Annotated in this window: 25 protein-coding genes; 22 read left to right on the forward strand and 3 right to left on the reverse strand. The window is 35.7% G+C overall.

Going from position 1 to position 17,021, the window contains the following annotated elements; all coding sequences use genetic code 11:
* The first annotated feature begins 343 nt into the window (after positions 1-343).
* The gene (locus PEPCATONIAE_RS05270) at positions 344-1,021 is read left to right on the forward strand and encodes a YoaK family protein (protein ID WP_138159994.1); all 678 of its coding nucleotides are present in this window, start codon (positions 344-346) and stop codon (positions 1,019-1,021) included.
* A gap of 36 nt (positions 1,022-1,057) precedes the next feature.
* Here PEPCATONIAE_RS05270 and PEPCATONIAE_RS05275 read toward each other — a convergent pair whose 3' ends face one another.
* The 3 genes from PEPCATONIAE_RS05275 to PEPCATONIAE_RS05285 form a co-directional block, all read right to left on the reverse strand.
* Positions 1,058-1,849, reverse strand: a complete 792-nt coding sequence (locus PEPCATONIAE_RS05275) for a putative ABC transporter permease (RefSeq protein WP_138159995.1) — start codon at positions 1,847-1,849, stop codon at positions 1,058-1,060.
* A gap of 34 nt (positions 1,850-1,883) precedes the next feature.
* The gene (lysA, locus tag PEPCATONIAE_RS05280; protein ID WP_138159997.1) at positions 1,884-3,134 is read right to left on the reverse strand and encodes a diaminopimelate decarboxylase; all 1,251 of its coding nucleotides are present in this window, start codon (positions 3,132-3,134) and stop codon (positions 1,884-1,886) included.
* An 86-nt stretch (positions 3,135-3,220) separates the two neighbouring features.
* Complete coding sequence (locus PEPCATONIAE_RS05285; RefSeq protein WP_180339356.1) at positions 3,221-4,285, reverse strand: polysaccharide deacetylase family protein; 1,065 nt, start codon at positions 4,283-4,285, stop codon at positions 3,221-3,223.
* Positions 4,286-5,004: 719 nt separating this feature from the next.
* On the opposite strand from PEPCATONIAE_RS05285, the gene PEPCATONIAE_RS05290 reads away from it, so the two are divergent.
* From PEPCATONIAE_RS05290 to rplN, 21 genes are all read left to right on the forward strand, one after another.
* Positions 5,005-5,433 (forward strand): 2-thiouracil desulfurase family protein, encoded by a 429-nt coding sequence (locus PEPCATONIAE_RS05290; RefSeq protein ID WP_138160001.1) that lies wholly within the window; start codon positions 5,005-5,007, stop codon positions 5,431-5,433.
* 59 nt (positions 5,434-5,492) lie between these two features.
* Complete coding sequence (locus PEPCATONIAE_RS05295; protein WP_138160003.1) at positions 5,493-6,014, forward strand: nitroreductase family protein; 522 nt, start codon at positions 5,493-5,495, stop codon at positions 6,012-6,014.
* Positions 6,001-6,459 carry a tRNA (adenosine(37)-N6)-threonylcarbamoyltransferase complex ATPase subunit type 1 TsaE gene (gene tsaE / locus PEPCATONIAE_RS05300; RefSeq protein WP_138160005.1) on the forward strand — a complete coding sequence of 153 codons (459 nt, stop codon included), beginning with the start codon at positions 6,001-6,003 and terminating at the stop codon, positions 6,457-6,459. Before PEPCATONIAE_RS05295 ends, tsaE begins: the two co-directional genes overlap by 14 nt.
* Positions 6,456-7,154, forward strand: coding sequence for a tRNA (adenosine(37)-N6)-threonylcarbamoyltransferase complex dimerization subunit type 1 TsaB (gene tsaB, locus PEPCATONIAE_RS05305; RefSeq protein WP_138160007.1), 699 nt, complete (start codon positions 6,456-6,458; stop codon positions 7,152-7,154). The genes tsaE and tsaB overlap by 4 nt, the downstream gene beginning before the upstream one ends.
* The gene (rimI, locus tag PEPCATONIAE_RS05310) at positions 7,141-7,560 is read left to right on the forward strand and encodes a ribosomal protein S18-alanine N-acetyltransferase (RefSeq protein WP_138160009.1); all 420 of its coding nucleotides are present in this window, start codon (positions 7,141-7,143) and stop codon (positions 7,558-7,560) included. Before tsaB ends, rimI begins: the two co-directional genes overlap by 14 nt.
* On the forward strand, positions 7,557-8,552 hold the full coding sequence (gene tsaD / locus PEPCATONIAE_RS05315) for a tRNA (adenosine(37)-N6)-threonylcarbamoyltransferase complex transferase subunit TsaD (RefSeq protein ID WP_138160011.1): 996 nt from the start codon (positions 7,557-7,559) through the stop codon (positions 8,550-8,552). The genes rimI and tsaD overlap by 4 nt, the downstream gene beginning before the upstream one ends.
* 15 nt (positions 8,553-8,567) lie before the next feature.
* On the forward strand, positions 8,568-9,740 hold the full coding sequence (locus PEPCATONIAE_RS05320; RefSeq protein WP_138160013.1) for an iron-containing alcohol dehydrogenase: 1,173 nt from the start codon (positions 8,568-8,570) through the stop codon (positions 9,738-9,740).
* Positions 9,740-10,537: a hypothetical protein gene (locus PEPCATONIAE_RS05325; protein WP_138160015.1), complete on the forward strand. Its 798-nt coding sequence runs from the start codon at positions 9,740-9,742 to the stop codon at positions 10,535-10,537. The genes PEPCATONIAE_RS05320 and PEPCATONIAE_RS05325 overlap by 1 nt, the downstream gene beginning before the upstream one ends.
* A 17-nt stretch (positions 10,538-10,554) precedes the next feature.
* Positions 10,555-11,019, forward strand: coding sequence for a tRNA (cytidine(34)-2'-O)-methyltransferase (locus PEPCATONIAE_RS05330; RefSeq protein ID WP_138160017.1), 465 nt, complete (start codon positions 10,555-10,557; stop codon positions 11,017-11,019).
* 485 nt (positions 11,020-11,504) lie between these two features.
* Positions 11,505-11,822, forward strand: a complete 318-nt coding sequence (gene rpsJ, locus PEPCATONIAE_RS05335; protein WP_138160019.1) for a 30S ribosomal protein S10 — start codon at positions 11,505-11,507, stop codon at positions 11,820-11,822.
* A 56-nt stretch (positions 11,823-11,878) separates the two neighbouring features.
* A complete protein-coding gene (rplC, locus tag PEPCATONIAE_RS05340) occupies positions 11,879-12,511 on the forward strand; it encodes a 50S ribosomal protein L3 (RefSeq protein ID WP_138160021.1) in 633 nt (210 codons plus the stop codon).
* A 19-nt stretch (positions 12,512-12,530) separates the two neighbouring features.
* Positions 12,531-13,154: a 50S ribosomal protein L4 gene (rplD, locus tag PEPCATONIAE_RS05345; RefSeq protein ID WP_138160023.1), complete on the forward strand. Its 624-nt coding sequence runs from the start codon at positions 12,531-12,533 to the stop codon at positions 13,152-13,154.
* On the forward strand, positions 13,154-13,444 hold the full coding sequence (gene rplW, locus PEPCATONIAE_RS05350) for a 50S ribosomal protein L23 (RefSeq protein ID WP_138160025.1): 291 nt from the start codon (positions 13,154-13,156) through the stop codon (positions 13,442-13,444). Before rplD ends, rplW begins: the two co-directional genes overlap by 1 nt.
* Before the next feature lie 15 nt (positions 13,445-13,459).
* Positions 13,460-14,290: a 50S ribosomal protein L2 gene (gene rplB / locus PEPCATONIAE_RS05355; RefSeq protein WP_138160027.1), complete on the forward strand. Its 831-nt coding sequence runs from the start codon at positions 13,460-13,462 to the stop codon at positions 14,288-14,290.
* A gap of 13 nt (positions 14,291-14,303) precedes the next feature.
* On the forward strand, positions 14,304-14,588 hold the full coding sequence (gene rpsS, locus PEPCATONIAE_RS05360) for a 30S ribosomal protein S19 (protein ID WP_138160029.1): 285 nt from the start codon (positions 14,304-14,306) through the stop codon (positions 14,586-14,588).
* Between the two features lie 17 nt (positions 14,589-14,605).
* The gene (gene rplV / locus PEPCATONIAE_RS05365) at positions 14,606-14,941 is read left to right on the forward strand and encodes a 50S ribosomal protein L22 (RefSeq protein WP_138160031.1); all 336 of its coding nucleotides are present in this window, start codon (positions 14,606-14,608) and stop codon (positions 14,939-14,941) included.
* Between the two features lie 12 nt (positions 14,942-14,953).
* On the forward strand, positions 14,954-15,715 hold the full coding sequence (gene rpsC / locus PEPCATONIAE_RS05370; RefSeq protein WP_138160033.1) for a 30S ribosomal protein S3: 762 nt from the start codon (positions 14,954-14,956) through the stop codon (positions 15,713-15,715).
* A 27-nt stretch (positions 15,716-15,742) separates the two neighbouring features.
* A complete protein-coding gene (gene rplP / locus PEPCATONIAE_RS05375) occupies positions 15,743-16,174 on the forward strand; it encodes a 50S ribosomal protein L16 (protein WP_138160035.1) in 432 nt (143 codons plus the stop codon).
* The gene (gene rpmC / locus PEPCATONIAE_RS05380; RefSeq protein ID WP_138160037.1) at positions 16,164-16,370 is read left to right on the forward strand and encodes a 50S ribosomal protein L29; all 207 of its coding nucleotides are present in this window, start codon (positions 16,164-16,166) and stop codon (positions 16,368-16,370) included. Before rplP ends, rpmC begins: the two co-directional genes overlap by 11 nt.
* Before the next feature lie 4 nt (positions 16,371-16,374).
* The gene (rpsQ, locus tag PEPCATONIAE_RS05385) at positions 16,375-16,629 is read left to right on the forward strand and encodes a 30S ribosomal protein S17 (protein WP_138160039.1); all 255 of its coding nucleotides are present in this window, start codon (positions 16,375-16,377) and stop codon (positions 16,627-16,629) included.
* Positions 16,630-16,650: 21 nt separating this feature from the next.
* A complete protein-coding gene (gene rplN, locus PEPCATONIAE_RS05390) occupies positions 16,651-17,019 on the forward strand; it encodes a 50S ribosomal protein L14 (RefSeq protein WP_138160041.1) in 369 nt (122 codons plus the stop codon).
* Positions 17,020-17,021: the final 2 nt, after the last annotated feature.

Raw genomic sequence — 17,021 nt, forward strand, 5'->3', positions numbered from 1 at the left:
AATTAGGTTTATATTAGAAATTTAGCTTATATCGACATGAAAGGTTAAAACTTTTTGTGTCGATATTTTTGTGTTATGGTAGAAAGGATAATTAAATTTTATATATTAAGGAATTTCGACTAAACGTTCTTTTTACCCAGTTATCTTGAGGGGCCCTCCACTCCCAGTCATTTCGACCGAGCAAAGCGAGTGGAGAAATCTCACTTTTAAACCCGAGATCTCTCCATGCAGTCGCTGCGCTCCTTTAGTCGAGATGACTGACTTCTAAAAAATCAATTAGTCGGTCCGGTTATTTACACGTTTATTTTTATTTTGTGTTATACTTTCTCCGGGAGGAGTCTTTATGAGTAAAAAGGTTCAAATGTCTGAAACAATTTCAATAGGTACTCTACTTGCTCTATCAGGTGGGCTTATGGATGCCTACTCTTATATTTTTAGAGATCATGTTTTTGCCAATGCTCAAACGGGAAATATAATTTTATTTGGTGTCAATTTGTCTCAAGGTGATTTTCAAAGCGCTTTTAAGTATTTTTGCCCCATAGTTGCTTTTGCTTTTGGAATTATTTTGTCTGAGGTTTTAAGAAGTTTCGGCAACAAATACGGACTTCATTGGAGGCAGATCGGGGTGCTTTTTGAAATTTTAATTTTATCTGCTGTGGCTTTTATCTCAACTGACTATAATTTGTTGGCAAATAGTTTAACTTCCCTTGCCTGTGGTATTCAGGTTCAGGCTTTTAAAAAGATCTATTCAAATTCTATAGCTACTACTATGTGTATAGGCAATTTAAGAAGTGGAACGGAAAATTTTTACAGATTTGTAGTTAATGGCAATAGGGTCCATTTAAAGAAGGCTTTTCTATATTATGGTATAATCCTTTGCTTTGTAACAGGGGCTATTATGGGAAATGTTTTTATTAAACTTTTTGAAGCTAAGGCTATTCTTTCAAGCTCTTTTATTCTGTTTATTGCTTTTCTTTTAATGTTTTTAGAGGATGTGGATCCCATTGTTCCTTATAAATAGAAAAGGCTTAACCAACAATAGGTTAAAGCCTTTATTTTATTTGTCTTTTAACATGTTTTTTATTCTATTAATCTGATAATCTCTGTCTTCTAAATCTTTAATAAGGTTAGGGAAGGCTTTAAGTATTCTCTTTTCTCCAAATTTATCAAATCTTTTTTTAAACTCCTTGCTTCTTTCGTCAAATTCTTTTACCCTTTGCATATTTTTAATTTCGTCTTTTTTATTCTCCAAGCTTATGGTTCTGTCATAGACTCTTTCACCTATATCGTCTGAAACTTTTCTAATGTCGCTGCCTATTTTGGCTGAAAGCTTAAGTTTTTTGTTAAGGCCTATTAAGGTGTTTATGGTACTGATAAAGTCCGCTATAAATAAAATGATAAGAAAGCCTTCAAGGTAGGTTAAAAGTTTAAGGGGTATAAGGGCTACCATATCTTTTATAACAGGGTGAACGGCTTCGTGAATAAGAAAGCAAAACATACCCCAGATAATGGAAAACTCCAAACATATATAACCGCCAAGGTTAAGTCTTCTGTCAGAGTAGTCCCACCATCTTTTGTGAAAAATCTTTTCCAGGATAAAGCCTGCGATAAATTCAATTGTCGATGCTATAAGTATGGAGCCAAGAAAAAGAATCAACTTATTTTTCTCTGCTATGTCGCTTAAAAGATAAATAACGGAGCAGGCACCAAAGCCGTAAATGGGGCAGTAGGGTCCGTTTAAAAATCCTCTGTTTATAAATCTGCCTCGATGAATTGCCTGAAAGCTTACTTCTACTACCCAACCCATAAAGGCATAGATAAAAAAGTAACTGAGATAATATTTTTCCATAATGACCTACTTTCTATTTAAGTTTAAATTTGATTTAAAAGGCCAGATCTTTATAGTCCTGTCTTTTAACTGCAAGGTAATGGTTTGAATTTTCCGTAAAGACTACTGCCGGTCGTCTTAGGGAATTGTAGTTTGAAGACATGGAAAATCCATAGGCTCCTGTGGACTTTATAAGTATAAGATCTTCTGATTCAATTTGCGGAAGCTTAATATCTTTTATAAGTATATCTCCGGACTCGCAGCACTTACCGCAAAGTGTAACTGTTTCTATAGAATCTTCATCAGTCTTATTGGCTACCAGGGCGGTGTACTTGGCGCCATAAAGAGCGGGCCTTATGTTATCCGTCATGCCACCGTCAAGGGCAACGTATTTTCTTATGCCCTTAATATCTTTAATATTACCTACTGTGTAAAGGGTTGATCCGGCTTCACCAACTATACTTCTTCCCGGCTCTATTGTAACTGATGGAGTATTGTCGGCGAAATGGCCTTTAAGCTTCTCCATAACAGGGTCAAGGAAGTAGGAGTAGGGCTTTCTCTTCTCATCAGTATAGTTAATGCCAAAGCCGCCTCCTATATTTAGTTCTTTTATATAGCTTCCTGTAAGGTCTTTTGTCTTTTCAATAAGGTCTATAGCAATATCAGTGGCTTTTAAATAAACAGTGTTGTCGAAAAGCTGAGAGCCTAGGTGGTAGTGGTAGCCGATAAAGTTAATAAAGGGATCATTTTTTAGCTTTTTAACCTCTTCTAAAACATCTATAAGGTTAAAGCCGAATTTTGAATCAACCATAGCAGTTTGAATGTACTTGTGAGTTTTTGTATCCACTCCCGGTGTTATTCTAAAAAGTACATTTGTCTTAGTAGAATATTTTTTGCAGGCTCTTTCTATCATTTCAACTTCACCTGAGCCGTCGACTATAATTTTCCCCACGCCATTTTTTACAGCCATATCTATTTCTTCATAGAGTTTATTATTTCCGTTAAATTCTATTTTTTTGGGATCAAAGCCAGATGCCAAGGCTATGTAAAGCTCTCCCGAGCTTACTACATCAAGATTTAGACCTTCCTTTGCAATAATATCAAGAAGGCTTTTGCAGATAAAGGCCTTAGCAGCATAGGATACTGTGGTATTTTCGTATTTATTTAAAAAATCTTTTTTTAATTCGCTTATTCTATCCTTTATATCATTTACTGAATAGATATAAAGGGGAGTGCCATATTCTTTTTTTAATTCTGTAACACTTACTCCGTCAATATGTAAAATATTATCCTTTTTAGTAAACATAATCATCCTCCTTACATTTTTTCATTATACCAAATAAAAATTTGTAATATAAAAAAACTCCGTAAAAAACGGAGTTAATTTTGTCTTTATTTAAGTATGCAGAATTTATAATCCTTATCTTTAAAATAGTCAATTATAGATTGAAGAGCATCAACTGTATGATCTTTGTTTTTGGCGTCGTGCATAAGGACAACGGCAACTTCGTTATGGACATTTTTGTTAAGGGTCCTATCTACATAGGTAACAAATTCTTCAGGGCTTGAAGGTCTTCTGCTCTCAGGTTCGGCATCACCTGTCATGCAATTCCAGTCAATCCACTCAATTCCATTTTGCTTTAAAATTTCATCAGATTTAACGGTGTTGTCCCAAGACATATGACCTCCCGGGTATCTCCATACATTAGATGAAAAATCCTCTCCAAAAATATTCTTAAGTCTGCCTTGTGAAAGCTTCGCTTCTTCAATAATCTTGTCGGGGTCAGCCTTTTTTTCAGGATAAAGATCTTCATATACATGTGAAAAAGAATGAAGGGCAATAGAGTTTCCCTTAAGAACTGTCTTCTTCAAAATATCCTCGTGGTGTTCATTAACATCCTTTCCTACTACAAAGAAGGTTGCATGAACATTGTTTTTCTCTAAAATACTAAGAATTTTCGGAGTTACATAATTGTTGGGACCGTCATCAAAGGTTAGAAAAACAAGTTTATCCTTGCCTTCGTATTCAGCCTCGCCTCTTATATAAGATCTTATAGTTTTAGTATCGTAGGCATAATCATCAGCCATGGTTATATGATTTGATCCGGGGACCAAGGTTTTAACAATTGTAGTGGCCTTGTCATAGACCTCAAGACTTTGATCCTTTGGATTTAAATACTCTTTAGGTGGCTTGTAATTTATACCATTAAGATTATCGTAAGCAAGGCCGAAGTACCAAGCAGGTAGAGAGCCTTCAATAGATATGGTTTTAGGTTTATTTATAAAACCCTTTATGGCTTTTGATATGCCAAATACTATTAAAAGCAAAAGTAGACCTGCAAGGATTCTTCTCCTTCTCATGCGTCTTCTTCTTTTTTGCATTCTCTTCTTTCTTTGAAGCCTGGTTGATTCAGGAGCTTTTTTAGTTTGTTTATTAAAATTATTATCAGAGTTCATTATCTTCCTCCGGGGATATCTATATAAAAACATTAAATTCATATTGTAAGTAATAGTGTACCATGAAAATTAAATTATTAAAATATAGTAGATAAAAATTGCTTTCTATAAATGATTAAATTTATCAGCTTTATAGTAGGATTTAAAAATAAAGATGACTTTTATGATAAAATTATCTTTAAGAGGGGAGAAATCTATCTTATTAAATCCGAGATCTCTGCTTGCGGTCGCTGCGCACCTTTAGTCGAGATGACTTGACTTTGTAATATTCACTTAAGCGAGATGATTATAATTTATTTAAGTCTTGTATCAAAATAGTCTAAAAGCGTTTTAAGGGGTAAGAAGGGGGAGCGCGAGGGGGACGATAGGGAGAATCGCAACTCCCTTAGTCCCCCTCGTATGAAGAAGTATAGAATATAAAAAGAGATCTCTGCTTGCAGTCGCTGCGCACCTTTAGTCGAGATGACAAACTTAGAAATAACCACCTAGTCGAGATGACTAATATCACCAGTCATTTCGACTGATAGAAAGCACCAGCACCCCAGTCATTTCGACCGAACATAGCATTCGACCCTCAGTCATTTCGACTGGAGCGAATGAAATGAGCGAAACGGAGAAATCTCTCTTTTCACCCGAAATTTCGCCATGCCTTCACTTTGTTCACTTAGTTGAGATGACAGACTTAGAAATTTCTTATTAATTATATTAGAGGAGGCTTTATGGAAAAGCTTTTAGTAAGTGCCTGTCTTTTAGGCTGCAAATGCAGATATGACGGCAGAGATAACAAAATAGATTTAAAGTATCTTAAAGAAAAATATGAGTTTGTTTCCTGCTGTCCTGAAGTTTTATCAGGTATGACTATTCCAAGAGAGCCTGCTGAAATTTTAAAAGACAGGGTTATTAATAAACAGGGAGAAGATGTAACGAAATATTTTTTAAAGGGAGCGGATAAGGCTCTTATAATTTGTGAGAAAAATAATATAAAAAAGGCCTTAATGAAGGAAAAATCTCCAAGTTGCGGCAGCTCCTTTGTTTATGACGGAAGCCATAGTAGGGTTTTAATAGAGGGTCAAGGCTTTACTGTAAGGGCTTTAAGGGAAAAGGGCATAGAAGTTTACTCTGAAAGGGAAATAGACAAGCTCCTTTAATAGAATCGATAGTATATAGGGTCATAGGCTAATGTGTTATAATTAGCGTGGAGGTAGTTATGTTTAGCGATTTAATAAAAAAGAGAAGAAGTATAAGAAAATTTAAAGATCAACCTCTTAAAAAAGAAGAAATAAAAACTATACTTGAGGCGGGTTTAAGATCTCCCACTGCTAAGAATTTAAAGTCGGTACACTTTGTTGTAGTTGAGGATAAGGACACCTTGGAAAAGCTTTCACATTTTAAGACAAAAAATGCAGGTTTTTTAAAGGATGCCGCTCTTGCTATAGCAGTTTTGTCTGACAAAAGACTGGCAGTTACAACCTACAGTCAGGATGCTACTATTGCCGCTACAATTTTGCAGCTTCAAGCTGAAGATTTAGATATAGGTTCTTGTTGGGCTAATATTAATATTGCGGTAAATGACAAGGGGATACCTGCAGGGGATGCTGTTAGAGAAATACTTGACATACCTGAATACATGAATGTGGAATGTGTTTTGGCTTTTGGATATAAGAACGAAAAAAAGAGTGAGAAAGCTTTAAGAAGCTTTGAGGATTTTGTTCATTATGGAAAATTCTAAAACTTTTTATTTAAAGAACCTGGAGGAAACAGAAGCTTTCGGTTTAAAATTAGGCAAGCTTTTAAAGGCGAAGGATGTAGTTTGCTTAAATGGAGATTTAGGTGACGGAAAGACAACCTTAACCAAAAGCATAGGTAGGGGAATGGGAATAAAAGATTATATAACCTCCCCCACCTTTAATATTATTAATGAATACTATAGTGACCTTAACCTTTATCACTTTGACACCTATAGACTCGAGAATGTGGAAGAAGTGGAATATCTTGGCTTTGATGAATATTTTTACGGTGATGGAGTTTGTGTTGTTGAGTGGGCGGATAGAATAAAAGATTTTTTGCCTGAACAATATTTGGAGATAAACTTGGAAAAGGTTGATGACAATAAAAGAAAAGTTGAAGTAAGGGCAATAGGGGAAAGGCCCTGCTTTATATTGGAGGAATTATGATAACACTTGGTCTTGATACGTCAACTATGAGGACATCTGTGGGACTTGCTTATGACAATGAAGAAATAGCTTCTTTTGAAATAACCTCATCTGTAAATAACTCTGAAGACTTAGTTGATATGGTGGATGACATTTTTAATAAACTTAAAATTACTATATCTGATGTAGATCTTATAGGGGTAGGTATAGGACCGGGCTCCTATACGGGGACAAGAATAGCCGTTACTGTGGCAAGAACCTTGGCACAGGCTTTAAATAAAGAGATAAAAGCTGTATCCTCTTTAAAGTCCTTGGCTTTAAATTATCAGGGAGACAGGAGGGTTTTATCCCTTGTTGATGCTAGAAGAAATAGAGCCTACTATGGGCTATATAAAAATTCAGAAGGGATACCTGTTGATCTTTCTTGTGACGGAGTTGAGGAAGTTGAATCTTTAAGAAATCGACTAAAGGGGGAAAGACTTCTTTTATTGGGAACGGGAGCAGACAAGTTTAAGGACTTTTTTGCGGAAGAAGCTGATGTTGCAACTATTCCCGACAGATATATTAAAGGGTCCAATATAGCAAGACTTGCCTACTTGGAATACAAGAGAACAGGTGGAGATAACCTTTTGGAGGTTTTACCCAACTATGTAACTAAATCTCAAGCTGAAAGGGAGCTTGAAAAGAAAGAAGCGGGACTTAATGAAGTTGATTAGGGCATGCCAAGAGGACATAAAGGAAATTGCCCTTATGGAAGAAAAAATATTTTCTAATCCTTGGAGCGAAAAGATTTTAAAGGACTATATTTTATCTTCAAATTCTATAATTTATATATTAAGAGATAAAGATCCTATAGGATATTTATGCGGATCTGAAATTTTAGGAGAGGTGTCTCTTGATAGAATAGGAATTGATAAAGAAAAAAGAGGCAAGGGCTATTCAAAAATTTTAATGGACAGGTTTATAGAAGACAAAAAGGAAAAAAATTTTACCTTAGAGGTAAGATCTGATAATGAAGCTGCCCTTTCTTTATATAAAAATTACGGTTTTAAAGAAGAAGGCTTAAGAAAAGACTATTACGGTTTAGGAAAAGATGCAATAATAATGTGGAGGCGAAAATGAAGGTACTGGCTATAGAAACATCGTGTGATGAAACTGCCGCTGCGGTAGTGGAGGATGGCAGAGAGGTGCTGTCTAATATAATATCCTCCCAAATAGCCACTCACAAAAAATTTGGAGGAGTGGTGCCTGAGATAGCATCAAGGCAGCATGTTGAGGCTATCAATACAGTTCTTGATCAGGCTATAAAAGAATCGGGAATTAAGCTTTGTGATATAGATTTAGTTGCAGCTACAAGAGGCCCGGGACTGGTAGGGGCACTTTTAGTAGGCCTTAGCAGTGCCAAGGCTCTTGCTTATGCAATAGGCAAGCCCTTTATAGGAGTAAATCATATTTACGGACATGTTTGTGCCAACTACATAAGCCACAAGGACCTGGAACCGCCCTTTATAGGTCTTATAGTTTCAGGAGGACACACCTACCTTGTAAAAGTAAGGGACTATGTGGATTTTGAACTTATAGGAAGGACAAGAGACGATGCTTGCGGAGAAGCTTATGATAAGGTCGCTAGGGCCATGGGTATAGGTTATCCTGGAGGACCTGTAATAGATAGACTTGCTAAAAAAGGAAAAGCCGACATTGATTTTCCAAGAGTAATGCTTGAAGAGGACTCCTATGATTTTTCCTTCAGCGGATTAAAAACTGCGGTGATAAATTATCTTCATCACATGGAGCAAAAAAAAGAAAAATATAGAGTGGAGGATGTGGCGGCATCCTTTCAAAATGCTGTGATTGATGTTCTGGTAGATAAATCTATAAGACTTGCCAAGAGGGAGAGGTTAAATAAGATAGTTATTGCCGGAGGGGTTTCGGCAAATTCAGCCTTAAGGGAAAGATTAAAAGAATCAGCAGCTAAGGAAGGCATAGGTGTCTATTATCCGGATCTTGGCTTGTGTACAGATAATGCAGCTATGATAGGATCTTTAGGTTATTATGTATACAAGTCCGGGAAAATAGATGGAGATTTTTATGCCAGACCTAATTTATCTTTGTAAGATAGGAGGATAAAAATGAAAGATTTTATATTTGATGTAGGAACTAAGATTTTATTCGGTAAGGATCAATTAAAAAATTTACCTAAGGAAATTAAAAAATATGGAGACAGAGTTCTTCTTGTTTATGGAGGAGGCTCTATAAAAAAAATAGGTCTTTATAATAAGGTAGTGGAGCTTTTAAATGAAAATGATATTTTCTTTAAGGAGCTTGCCGGAGTTGAACCTAATCCGAGAGTGGAATCTGCAGCAGAAGGAGTAAAAATAGCTCGTGAAAACAATTTGAACTTCGTCCTTGCAGTAGGAGGAGGCTCAACTATAGATTGCTCCAAGCTAATATCAGCAGCCTTTTATGAAGACTGTTATCCTTGGGACATTGTAACGAGAAAGGTAAAACCTAAAAAGGGACTACCTATAGGAACTATACTTACTTTGGCGGCAACAGGTTCTGAAATGGACAGAGGGTCTGTCATTACCAATCAAAAGACTAAACAAAAACTCGGTTGGGCAGCAAACTTTACCCTACCTAAGTTCTCTATATTAAATCCGGAATTTACCTATTCAGTACCTAAAAAACATACTGCTGCAGGTACTGCAGACATTATGAGCCATACTATGGAAAACTATTTTACCTTAAATGACGGAGCTTATTTAGTAGACAGATTTTCCGAAGGACTTCTTAAAACCTGTATTAAGTACGGCAAAATCGCTTACGAAAAGCCTGATGATTATGAAGCAAGGGCCAACTTAATGTGGGCAAACACTTGGGCTATTAACGGTTTACTTGATTCAGGCAAGGACACTGAATGGTCAGTTCATGCTATGGAACATGAGCTTTCAGCCCACAATGATTTAACTCACGGTTGGGGGCTTGCTATACTTACACCTTCATGGTTAAGATACTGCCTAAGCAATGATACTGTAGATAAAATTTGCGAATTTGGACAAAATGTCTTTGGTCTTGAAATTGGAGAGGACAAGTTTAAAACAGCTGAAGAGGCAATTAAACTACTTTCAGAATTTTTCAAGTCCTTGGATATACCTCAAAGTCTAAAGGAAGTAGGCTTTAAGGAGGAGGATCTTCCTGTAATGGCAGAGGCCTGCATTAAAAATCACAAAGGAAATATAAAGGGCTTTGTAGAACTTGATGAAGCTGCAGTTTTAGAAATTTATAAAATGAGTTATAAATAATGAAAGCACAAAAAGTATTTAGACTGTGGGTAGCTGCAATTATTCTTTTGTTGCTACCTACAAGAGTCTATGCGGACATGGGGCCCAAACCCAGTCTAAATATAAAAATTAAAAACTTTGAAGAAGGTTATAAGCTTTACCCTTCAAGTAAGGAGTATAAGGATTATACCTTAATTAATAGAAATGAAGATTTAAGTCAGGAATTTGTAGACCGGTACAAGATTTTAAATGGTATTGATAAAGGCATACCTATTCAAAGCTACTATAAAGAAGAGGGAGGATATCTTCTTCATACATACAGTTACAGAGTCCCTCCTACTATAAGATATATTTGTCTTGAAGCTGACGGATCTGTAAGGGAGTCAAACTATTTTCAAATAAAGGTCTTTAATGAAAATCTTGCCTTGGATTTGGAGACTATGACTCTTAAAAGGTCAGTGCCCTTGGCTGTTGACTACTTACTTCAATTTTTAAAAACTTTTTTACCCACACTAGCCTTGGAATTTGCCCTGCTTTATTTTTTCGGCTATAGAGGTAGACACAACTTTAAAGTTTTTTTACTGATAAACCTTATAACTCAAGGGATTCTTCATATAACTTGCAGCTATGTTTGCTTTAAATATGGATTTTTGTCGGCAGGTCTTACTATGGTGCCTATAGAAATATTTATAATTATAGTTGAGGGAGTTTATTTAGGTAAAAATCTTCAAGGGAAAACAACCCTTAGAAATGTTGTCTATGCCATATCTGCCAATATTTTAAGCTTTCTTTTAGGTATTAGTTTATACACAATTTAATTTTCGGAGATGATAACTTGTTTAATGTAGTTTTATATGAACCTGAAATACCTCACAATACCGGTGCTATTGCAAGAACCTGTGTCCTTACAAGAAGCAGACTTCATCTTATAAAACCCCTGGGATTTTCCATAAGCGATAAGGCTTTAAAAAGAGCAGGTCTTGATTACTGGAAGTATTTGGATCTTACAGTCTATGATGACTATGAAGATTTTTTAAGAAAAAACACCGATATTTGTATTTACTACTCCACTACTAAGACCAGGAACAACTATTCCCAAGTTAAATATAAGGATGGGGACTTTATAATGTTTGGCCCTGAAACTAGGGGGATACCTGAGGATATACTTAAAAGATATCCCGGTAGGTGCATAAGGATACCTATGATAGGGGAGTTGAAAAGGTCGCTTAATCTTGCCAACTCCGCAAATATAGTTTTATATGAAGCCTTAAGACAAAATGATTTTCCAAATTTGGTGTAGGAAAGTCTAAAGAATAATTTAATAGACTAAGGATGAATATTTATCTTTTCACATTTTGACAGTAAATAAGTAATGCTTTCTTATTTATAAGAAGATTTATTTATATTTTTAAGCCTTGTCAATTTGCTGAAGCTCATTTGTTCATCCTTTTTTATTTGGACTTATAGTCAATTTATAATTTTTTATAAAATACAGAGGGTGTAAATAAAAAATTTTGAAAAGTATAAAGAAATTTGCAAAATTTCCTTTACAAATGTCAAAGTCTTTTATATAATATTAAAGCGTTTGAAATAGATTAGTTGCGATGATTCCATAAGTTGCTTGAATTTTGCGGAAAAAAGGAATTCAAGGTAATTATGGATGAGAAGTTCGGGCAAGACTCGGGCGTAGGTTATTTTTTCTTTTTTAATGCACACCATGAAACACCGGGGTGCGTTTATCAATAACCTTACTCGCAAATGTTTTTAGCGAATAGGAGGGAAAGTATGTCAAATAATGGCAAACAAAAAATAAGAATCAAACTTAAAGCTTATGATTATGAACTGTTGGATAATTCAGCTACAAGGATAGTTGAAGCGGCAAAACAAACCGGTGCTGTTGTATCAGGGCCTATACCGCTACCTACTGAAAAGGAAATTATCACTATACTAAGAGCTGTTCATAAGTATAAGGATTCAAGAGAACAATTCGAACAAAGAACACATAAACGTCTTATTGATATTGTAAATCCGAATCAAAAGACTGTAGACTCACTTATGAAACTCAACTTGCCGGCAGGCGTTGATATAGAAATTAAGCTATAATAATTGTTCTTTATAAGATTGTATGACAATCCGCTGTAAATTTTAGGAGGTAAATATTGAAACTATTAATTGGTAAAAAGATTGGTATGACCCAAATCTTTGATGAACAAGGCGTTGTTACTCCTGTAACAGTTATTGAAGCTGAGCCTAATGTAGTAATTCAAAAGAAAACAACTGATGTTGATGGATATAATTCAATCCAAGTAGCTACCGGTTATGTTAAAGAAAGAAGAGTTAACAAACCGCTTAAGGGACACTTTGATAAAGCAGGCGTAGAGTACAAAAAACATATTAAAGAATTCAGAACTGAAAATCCTGATGACTTTAATATAGGAGATGAAATCAAGGTTGACTTGTTTAACCAGGGAGAATTTGTAGATGTTACAGGTACTTCCAAGGGTAAAGGAACTCAAGGTGTTGTAAAAAGACACGGTTTCGGTCGTGGTAGAGAATCTCACGGCTCAAAGTTCCACAGAATGCCCGGCGGTATGGGAGCTGCAACTTATCCGGGAAAGGTTTTTAAGAACCACAGAATGGCAGGTAAGATGGGCAACGAAAAAGTTACCGTACAAAACCTTGAAATCATAAAAATAGATTTAGATAAAAACCTTATTCTTGTTAAGGGAGCAATTCCCGGACCTAAGAAGGGTACAGTAATAGTAAAAGAAACTGTTAAGACCAGTAAGTAGTGAAAGGAGGGTGTTATAAATGCCTAAGATTTCTGTTTTAAATATGGATGGACAAGCCATAGAAGAAATTGAATTAAATGAAGAATTATTTGATGTTGAAATAAATGAGCATGCTGTATATCTTGTAGTAAAAAATATTTTAGCAAACAGAAGACAAGGTACACATAGTGCAAAGACACGTGCAGAAGTACGTGGAGGCGGAAGGAAACCTTGGAGACAAAAGGGTACAGGCCGTGCAAGACAAGGAAGTATCAGATCACCTCAATGGAGAGGCGGCGGAATTGTTTTTGCAAAGAAGCCTAGAGATTACTCTTACACCACTCCAAAGAAGGTTAGAAGACTTGCTCTTAAAAGCGTTCTTACTTCAAAGGTTAAGGAAAACGAGCTTATTATAGTTGATGATTTTAAACTTGATGAAGCAAAAACAAAGAACTTTGTAAAGGTTCTTGACAATATTAAGGCAAAGAAAAAGGCTTTAGTAGTTTTACCGGGAAATGATGAGTCTTTAAGAAGAGCATCAAACAATATAGCAAATGTAAAAACAACTATGGCTGAAAACATAAATGTATACGATATATTAAAATATGACTCTTTAGTAATTACTAAAGACGCTTTAAGAGTTATTGAGGAGGTGTTCAATTAATGAGTAATTTTGATCTTATAAGAAAGCCCATTATTACAGAAAAAAGTATGGAGCTTATAGAAGAAAGAAAATACACTTTCCAAGTTGAAAAGACAGCTACAAAACCTGAAATCAAAAAAGCCATTGAAGAAATTTTCGGTGTAGAGGTTGAATCAGTGAACACCATGAATATGTATGGAAAACTGAAAAGACAAGGAGCACATCAAGGAAGACGTGCTTCATGGAAAAAAGCTATTGTTAAATTAAAAGAAAGTTCAAAACCTATTGAATTTTTCGAAGGAATGGAATAATAAGGAGGTAAAAGGATGGCAATTAGAGGATTTAAACCAACTTCTCCTGCATTAAGACAGATGACTGTCTCAACATTTGAAGAGATAACAAAAAAGACTCCTGAAAAGAGTCTTACAATAAATCTTAATAGAAGCTCCGGAAGAAACTCTTACGGTAGAATAACCTCAAGACACAGAGGTGGCGGAGCTAAGAGAAGATACAGAATTATAGATTTTAAAAGAGATAAGGACAATATACCTGCAAGAGTTGCATCAATTGAATATGATCCTTATAGAACAAGCTATATTGCACTTCTAAACTATGTAGATGGAGAAAAAAGATACATTATAGCACCTAACGGATTAAAAGTTGGGGATGTAGTTGAATCAGGTCAAGAAGCGGATATTAAGACAGGTAACGCTTTAAGACTTAGAGACATACCTATAGGTACAGTAGTACACAACATAGAAATGCTTCCCGGAAAGGGCGGTCAAATAGCAAGATCCGCAGGAGCATCAGCACAGCTTATGGCTAAAGAAAACAAGTATGCTCAACTTCGTTTACCTTCAGGAGAATTTAGACTTGTACTACTTGATTGTAAAGCTACAATCGGACAAGTAGGAAACCTTACACATGAGCTTATAGTTTTAGGTAAAGCCGGCAAATCAAGATATAAGGGAAAAAGACCTCATGTAAGAGGATCAGCAATGAACCCTGTAGACCACCCACACGGCGGTGGAGAAGGAAGAGCACCTATTGGTAGACCTTCACCAGTAACTCCTTGGGGTAAACCGGCTCTTGGACTTAAGACAAGAAAGAAAAACAAAAAGAGCAACATGTATATAGTTAGAAGAAGAACAAAGTAAGGGGAGGTAAAAAATGAGTAGATCAGTTAAAAAAGGTCCTTTCGCAGACGAACATCTGCTAAAGAAAATAGACGCTTTAAACGAAAAAAACGAAAAGAAAGTTATTAAAACATGGTCTCGCCGCTCCACTATATTTCCGGAAATGATATCACATACAATAGCGGTACATGACGGTAGAAAGCATGTTCCCGTATATATAACAGAAGATATGGTAGGACATAAGCTTGGAGAGTTTGTACCGACAAGAACCTTCAGAAGCCACACCGGCAAAAGTGAAAAGACCACAGACGTGAAGTAGAAAGAAAGGGGAAAAATATGCAAGCAAGAGCAATTGCAAAATATGTTAGAATTTCACCTCTAAAAGTGAATTATATATGCGCTGAAATTCGCGGAAAGCAAGTAGATGAAGCCCTTTCTATCCTAAAGTTCACTCCTAAAAGAGGAGCAAAAGAACTTTACAAGGTGCTTAATTCTGCAGTAGCGAACGCTGAAAACAACTTAAATTTAAATAGAGACAATCTTTATGTAGTAAAAGCATACGCAAACGACGGTCCTACAATGAAAAGATTTCGTCCAAAGGCAAAAGGTATGGCATATCCAATTCTAAAAAGATCAAGTCATATCGGTGTAGTAGTTGCAGAAGCAGAATAAGGAGGGTGAATAATGGGCCAAAAAGTTAATCCTCACGGACTACGTGTTGGAATAATAAAAGACTGGGATTCAAAATGGTATGCAAATAAAAAAGAATTCGCAGATTTGTTATTAGAAGATAATAAAATTCGTAAATATGTAAAAGAAAAATTATATACAGCGGGAATTTCAAGAATAAATATTGAAAGAGCATCAAAGAAAATTAAACTTTCAATTTCAACTGCAAAACCAGGAATGGTAATTGGAAGAGGCGGTACAGGAGTTGAAGAACTTAGAAAAGATCTTGAAAAACTTACAGGCAAAAGCATTGTAATAAATGTTGAAGAAATCAAAGTTCAAGACCTTGATGCTCAATTAGTTGCAGAATCCATAGCAGAATCACTTGAAAGAAGAGTATCTTTCAGACGTGCTATGAAGCAAGCAATTCAAAGAACAATGAGAGCCGGAGCAAAGGGAATTAAAACTTCAGTTTCAGGTCGTGTAGGCGGAGCAGACATGGCAAGAACAGAAGGATATTCAGAAGGAACAATTCCTCTTCAAACACTAAGAGCTGATATTGACTACGGATTTGCCGAAGCTGATACAACTTATGGAAAGCTTGGAATAAAAGTATGGCTATACAAGGGAGAAGTTCTTCCCCAAGTAAAACAAAAAGATAAGAGAAGAGATTTTAAGAGAAGAAAACCTCAAAATAGAGATAATAGAAACAACAGAAACAGAGATAATAGAAACAGAGGTCCAAGAAACAACCAAAGGACCAAAAGCGAAAATTAATCCTGTAGATGAGAGGAGGAAACAAATATGTTAATGCCTAAAAGAGTAAAGTATCGTAGAGTTCACAGAGGCAGAATGAAGGGTAAAGCACTTCGTGGAAACAGTCTTACTTATGGAGAATACGGTCTACAAGCTCTTGAGCCGGCTTGGATTACTTCGAATCAAATAGAAGCAGCTCGTCGTGCTATGACTAGATATATAAAAAGAGGTGGAAATATCTGGATAAAGATATTCCCGGACAAACCTGTTACTGAAAAGCCTGCGGAAACTCGTATGGGTTCAGGTAAGGGAGCTCCTGAATACTGGGTATCAGTAGTAAAGCCCGGACGTATAATGTTTGAAATGAGCGGAGTTTCCGATGAAATCGCAAAAGAAGCTATTAGACTTGCAGCGATGAAGCTTCCTATAAAGACAAAAATTGTTATGAGAGAAAAGGATGGTGAATCAAATGAAGACTAAAGAAATTCGTCAAATGTCAAGTGAAGAACTTACAAAGAAAGTTAACGAACTTAAAAACGAATTATTTAACTTGAGATTCAGACACGCAACTGGTCAACTTGATAATCCATCAAGCATAAAGCTGGTAAAAAAAGATATAGCAAGAGTAAAAACTATAATAAAAGAACGTGAATTAGAAGTGGGAAAGGAGGCTTAATATAATGGAAGAAAGCAAAAGAAAAACTATTATAGGAACAGTAGTAAGCGATAAAATGGATAAAACAATAGTTGTAGCTACTGAAACTTTCGTAACTCATCCCATTTATAAAAAAAGATTTAAGAAAACTACTAAATTTAAGGCTCATGATGAAAATAATGAATGTAGAATAAATGATAAAGTAAAAATCATGGAAACCAGACCACTAAGCAAGGACAAGAGATGGAGATTAGTAGATATTATTGAAAAAGCGAAATAATTTCTAGAAGGAGGAAAGCTCATGATTCAACAAGAAAGTAGACTAAATGTTGCTGATAATTCCGGAGCTAGAGAACTACTTGTTATAAAAGTACTTGGTGGTACTAACAGAAGAAATGCAAATATAGGAGATATTGTTGTTTGTTCTGTTAAAAATGCAATTCCGGGAGGAGTTGTAAAAAAAGGTTCTGTAGTTAAAGCGGTAATTGTTAGAACAAGTAAGGGAATCAGACGTAAAGACGGTTCATATATAAAGTTTGACGACAATGCAGCAGTAATAGTAAAGGATGACAGAAGTCCGGTAGGAACTCGTATCTTTGGGCCCGTTACCAGAGAATTAAGAAGCGGAAATTTCATGAGGATAATTTCCCTTGCACCGGAAGTACTTTAATG

This window comes from Peptoniphilus catoniae, from assembly GCF_901447155.2.
In the GTDB taxonomy this organism is placed as follows: domain Bacteria; phylum Bacillota; class Clostridia; order Tissierellales; family Peptoniphilaceae; genus Peptoniphilus_E; species Peptoniphilus_E catoniae.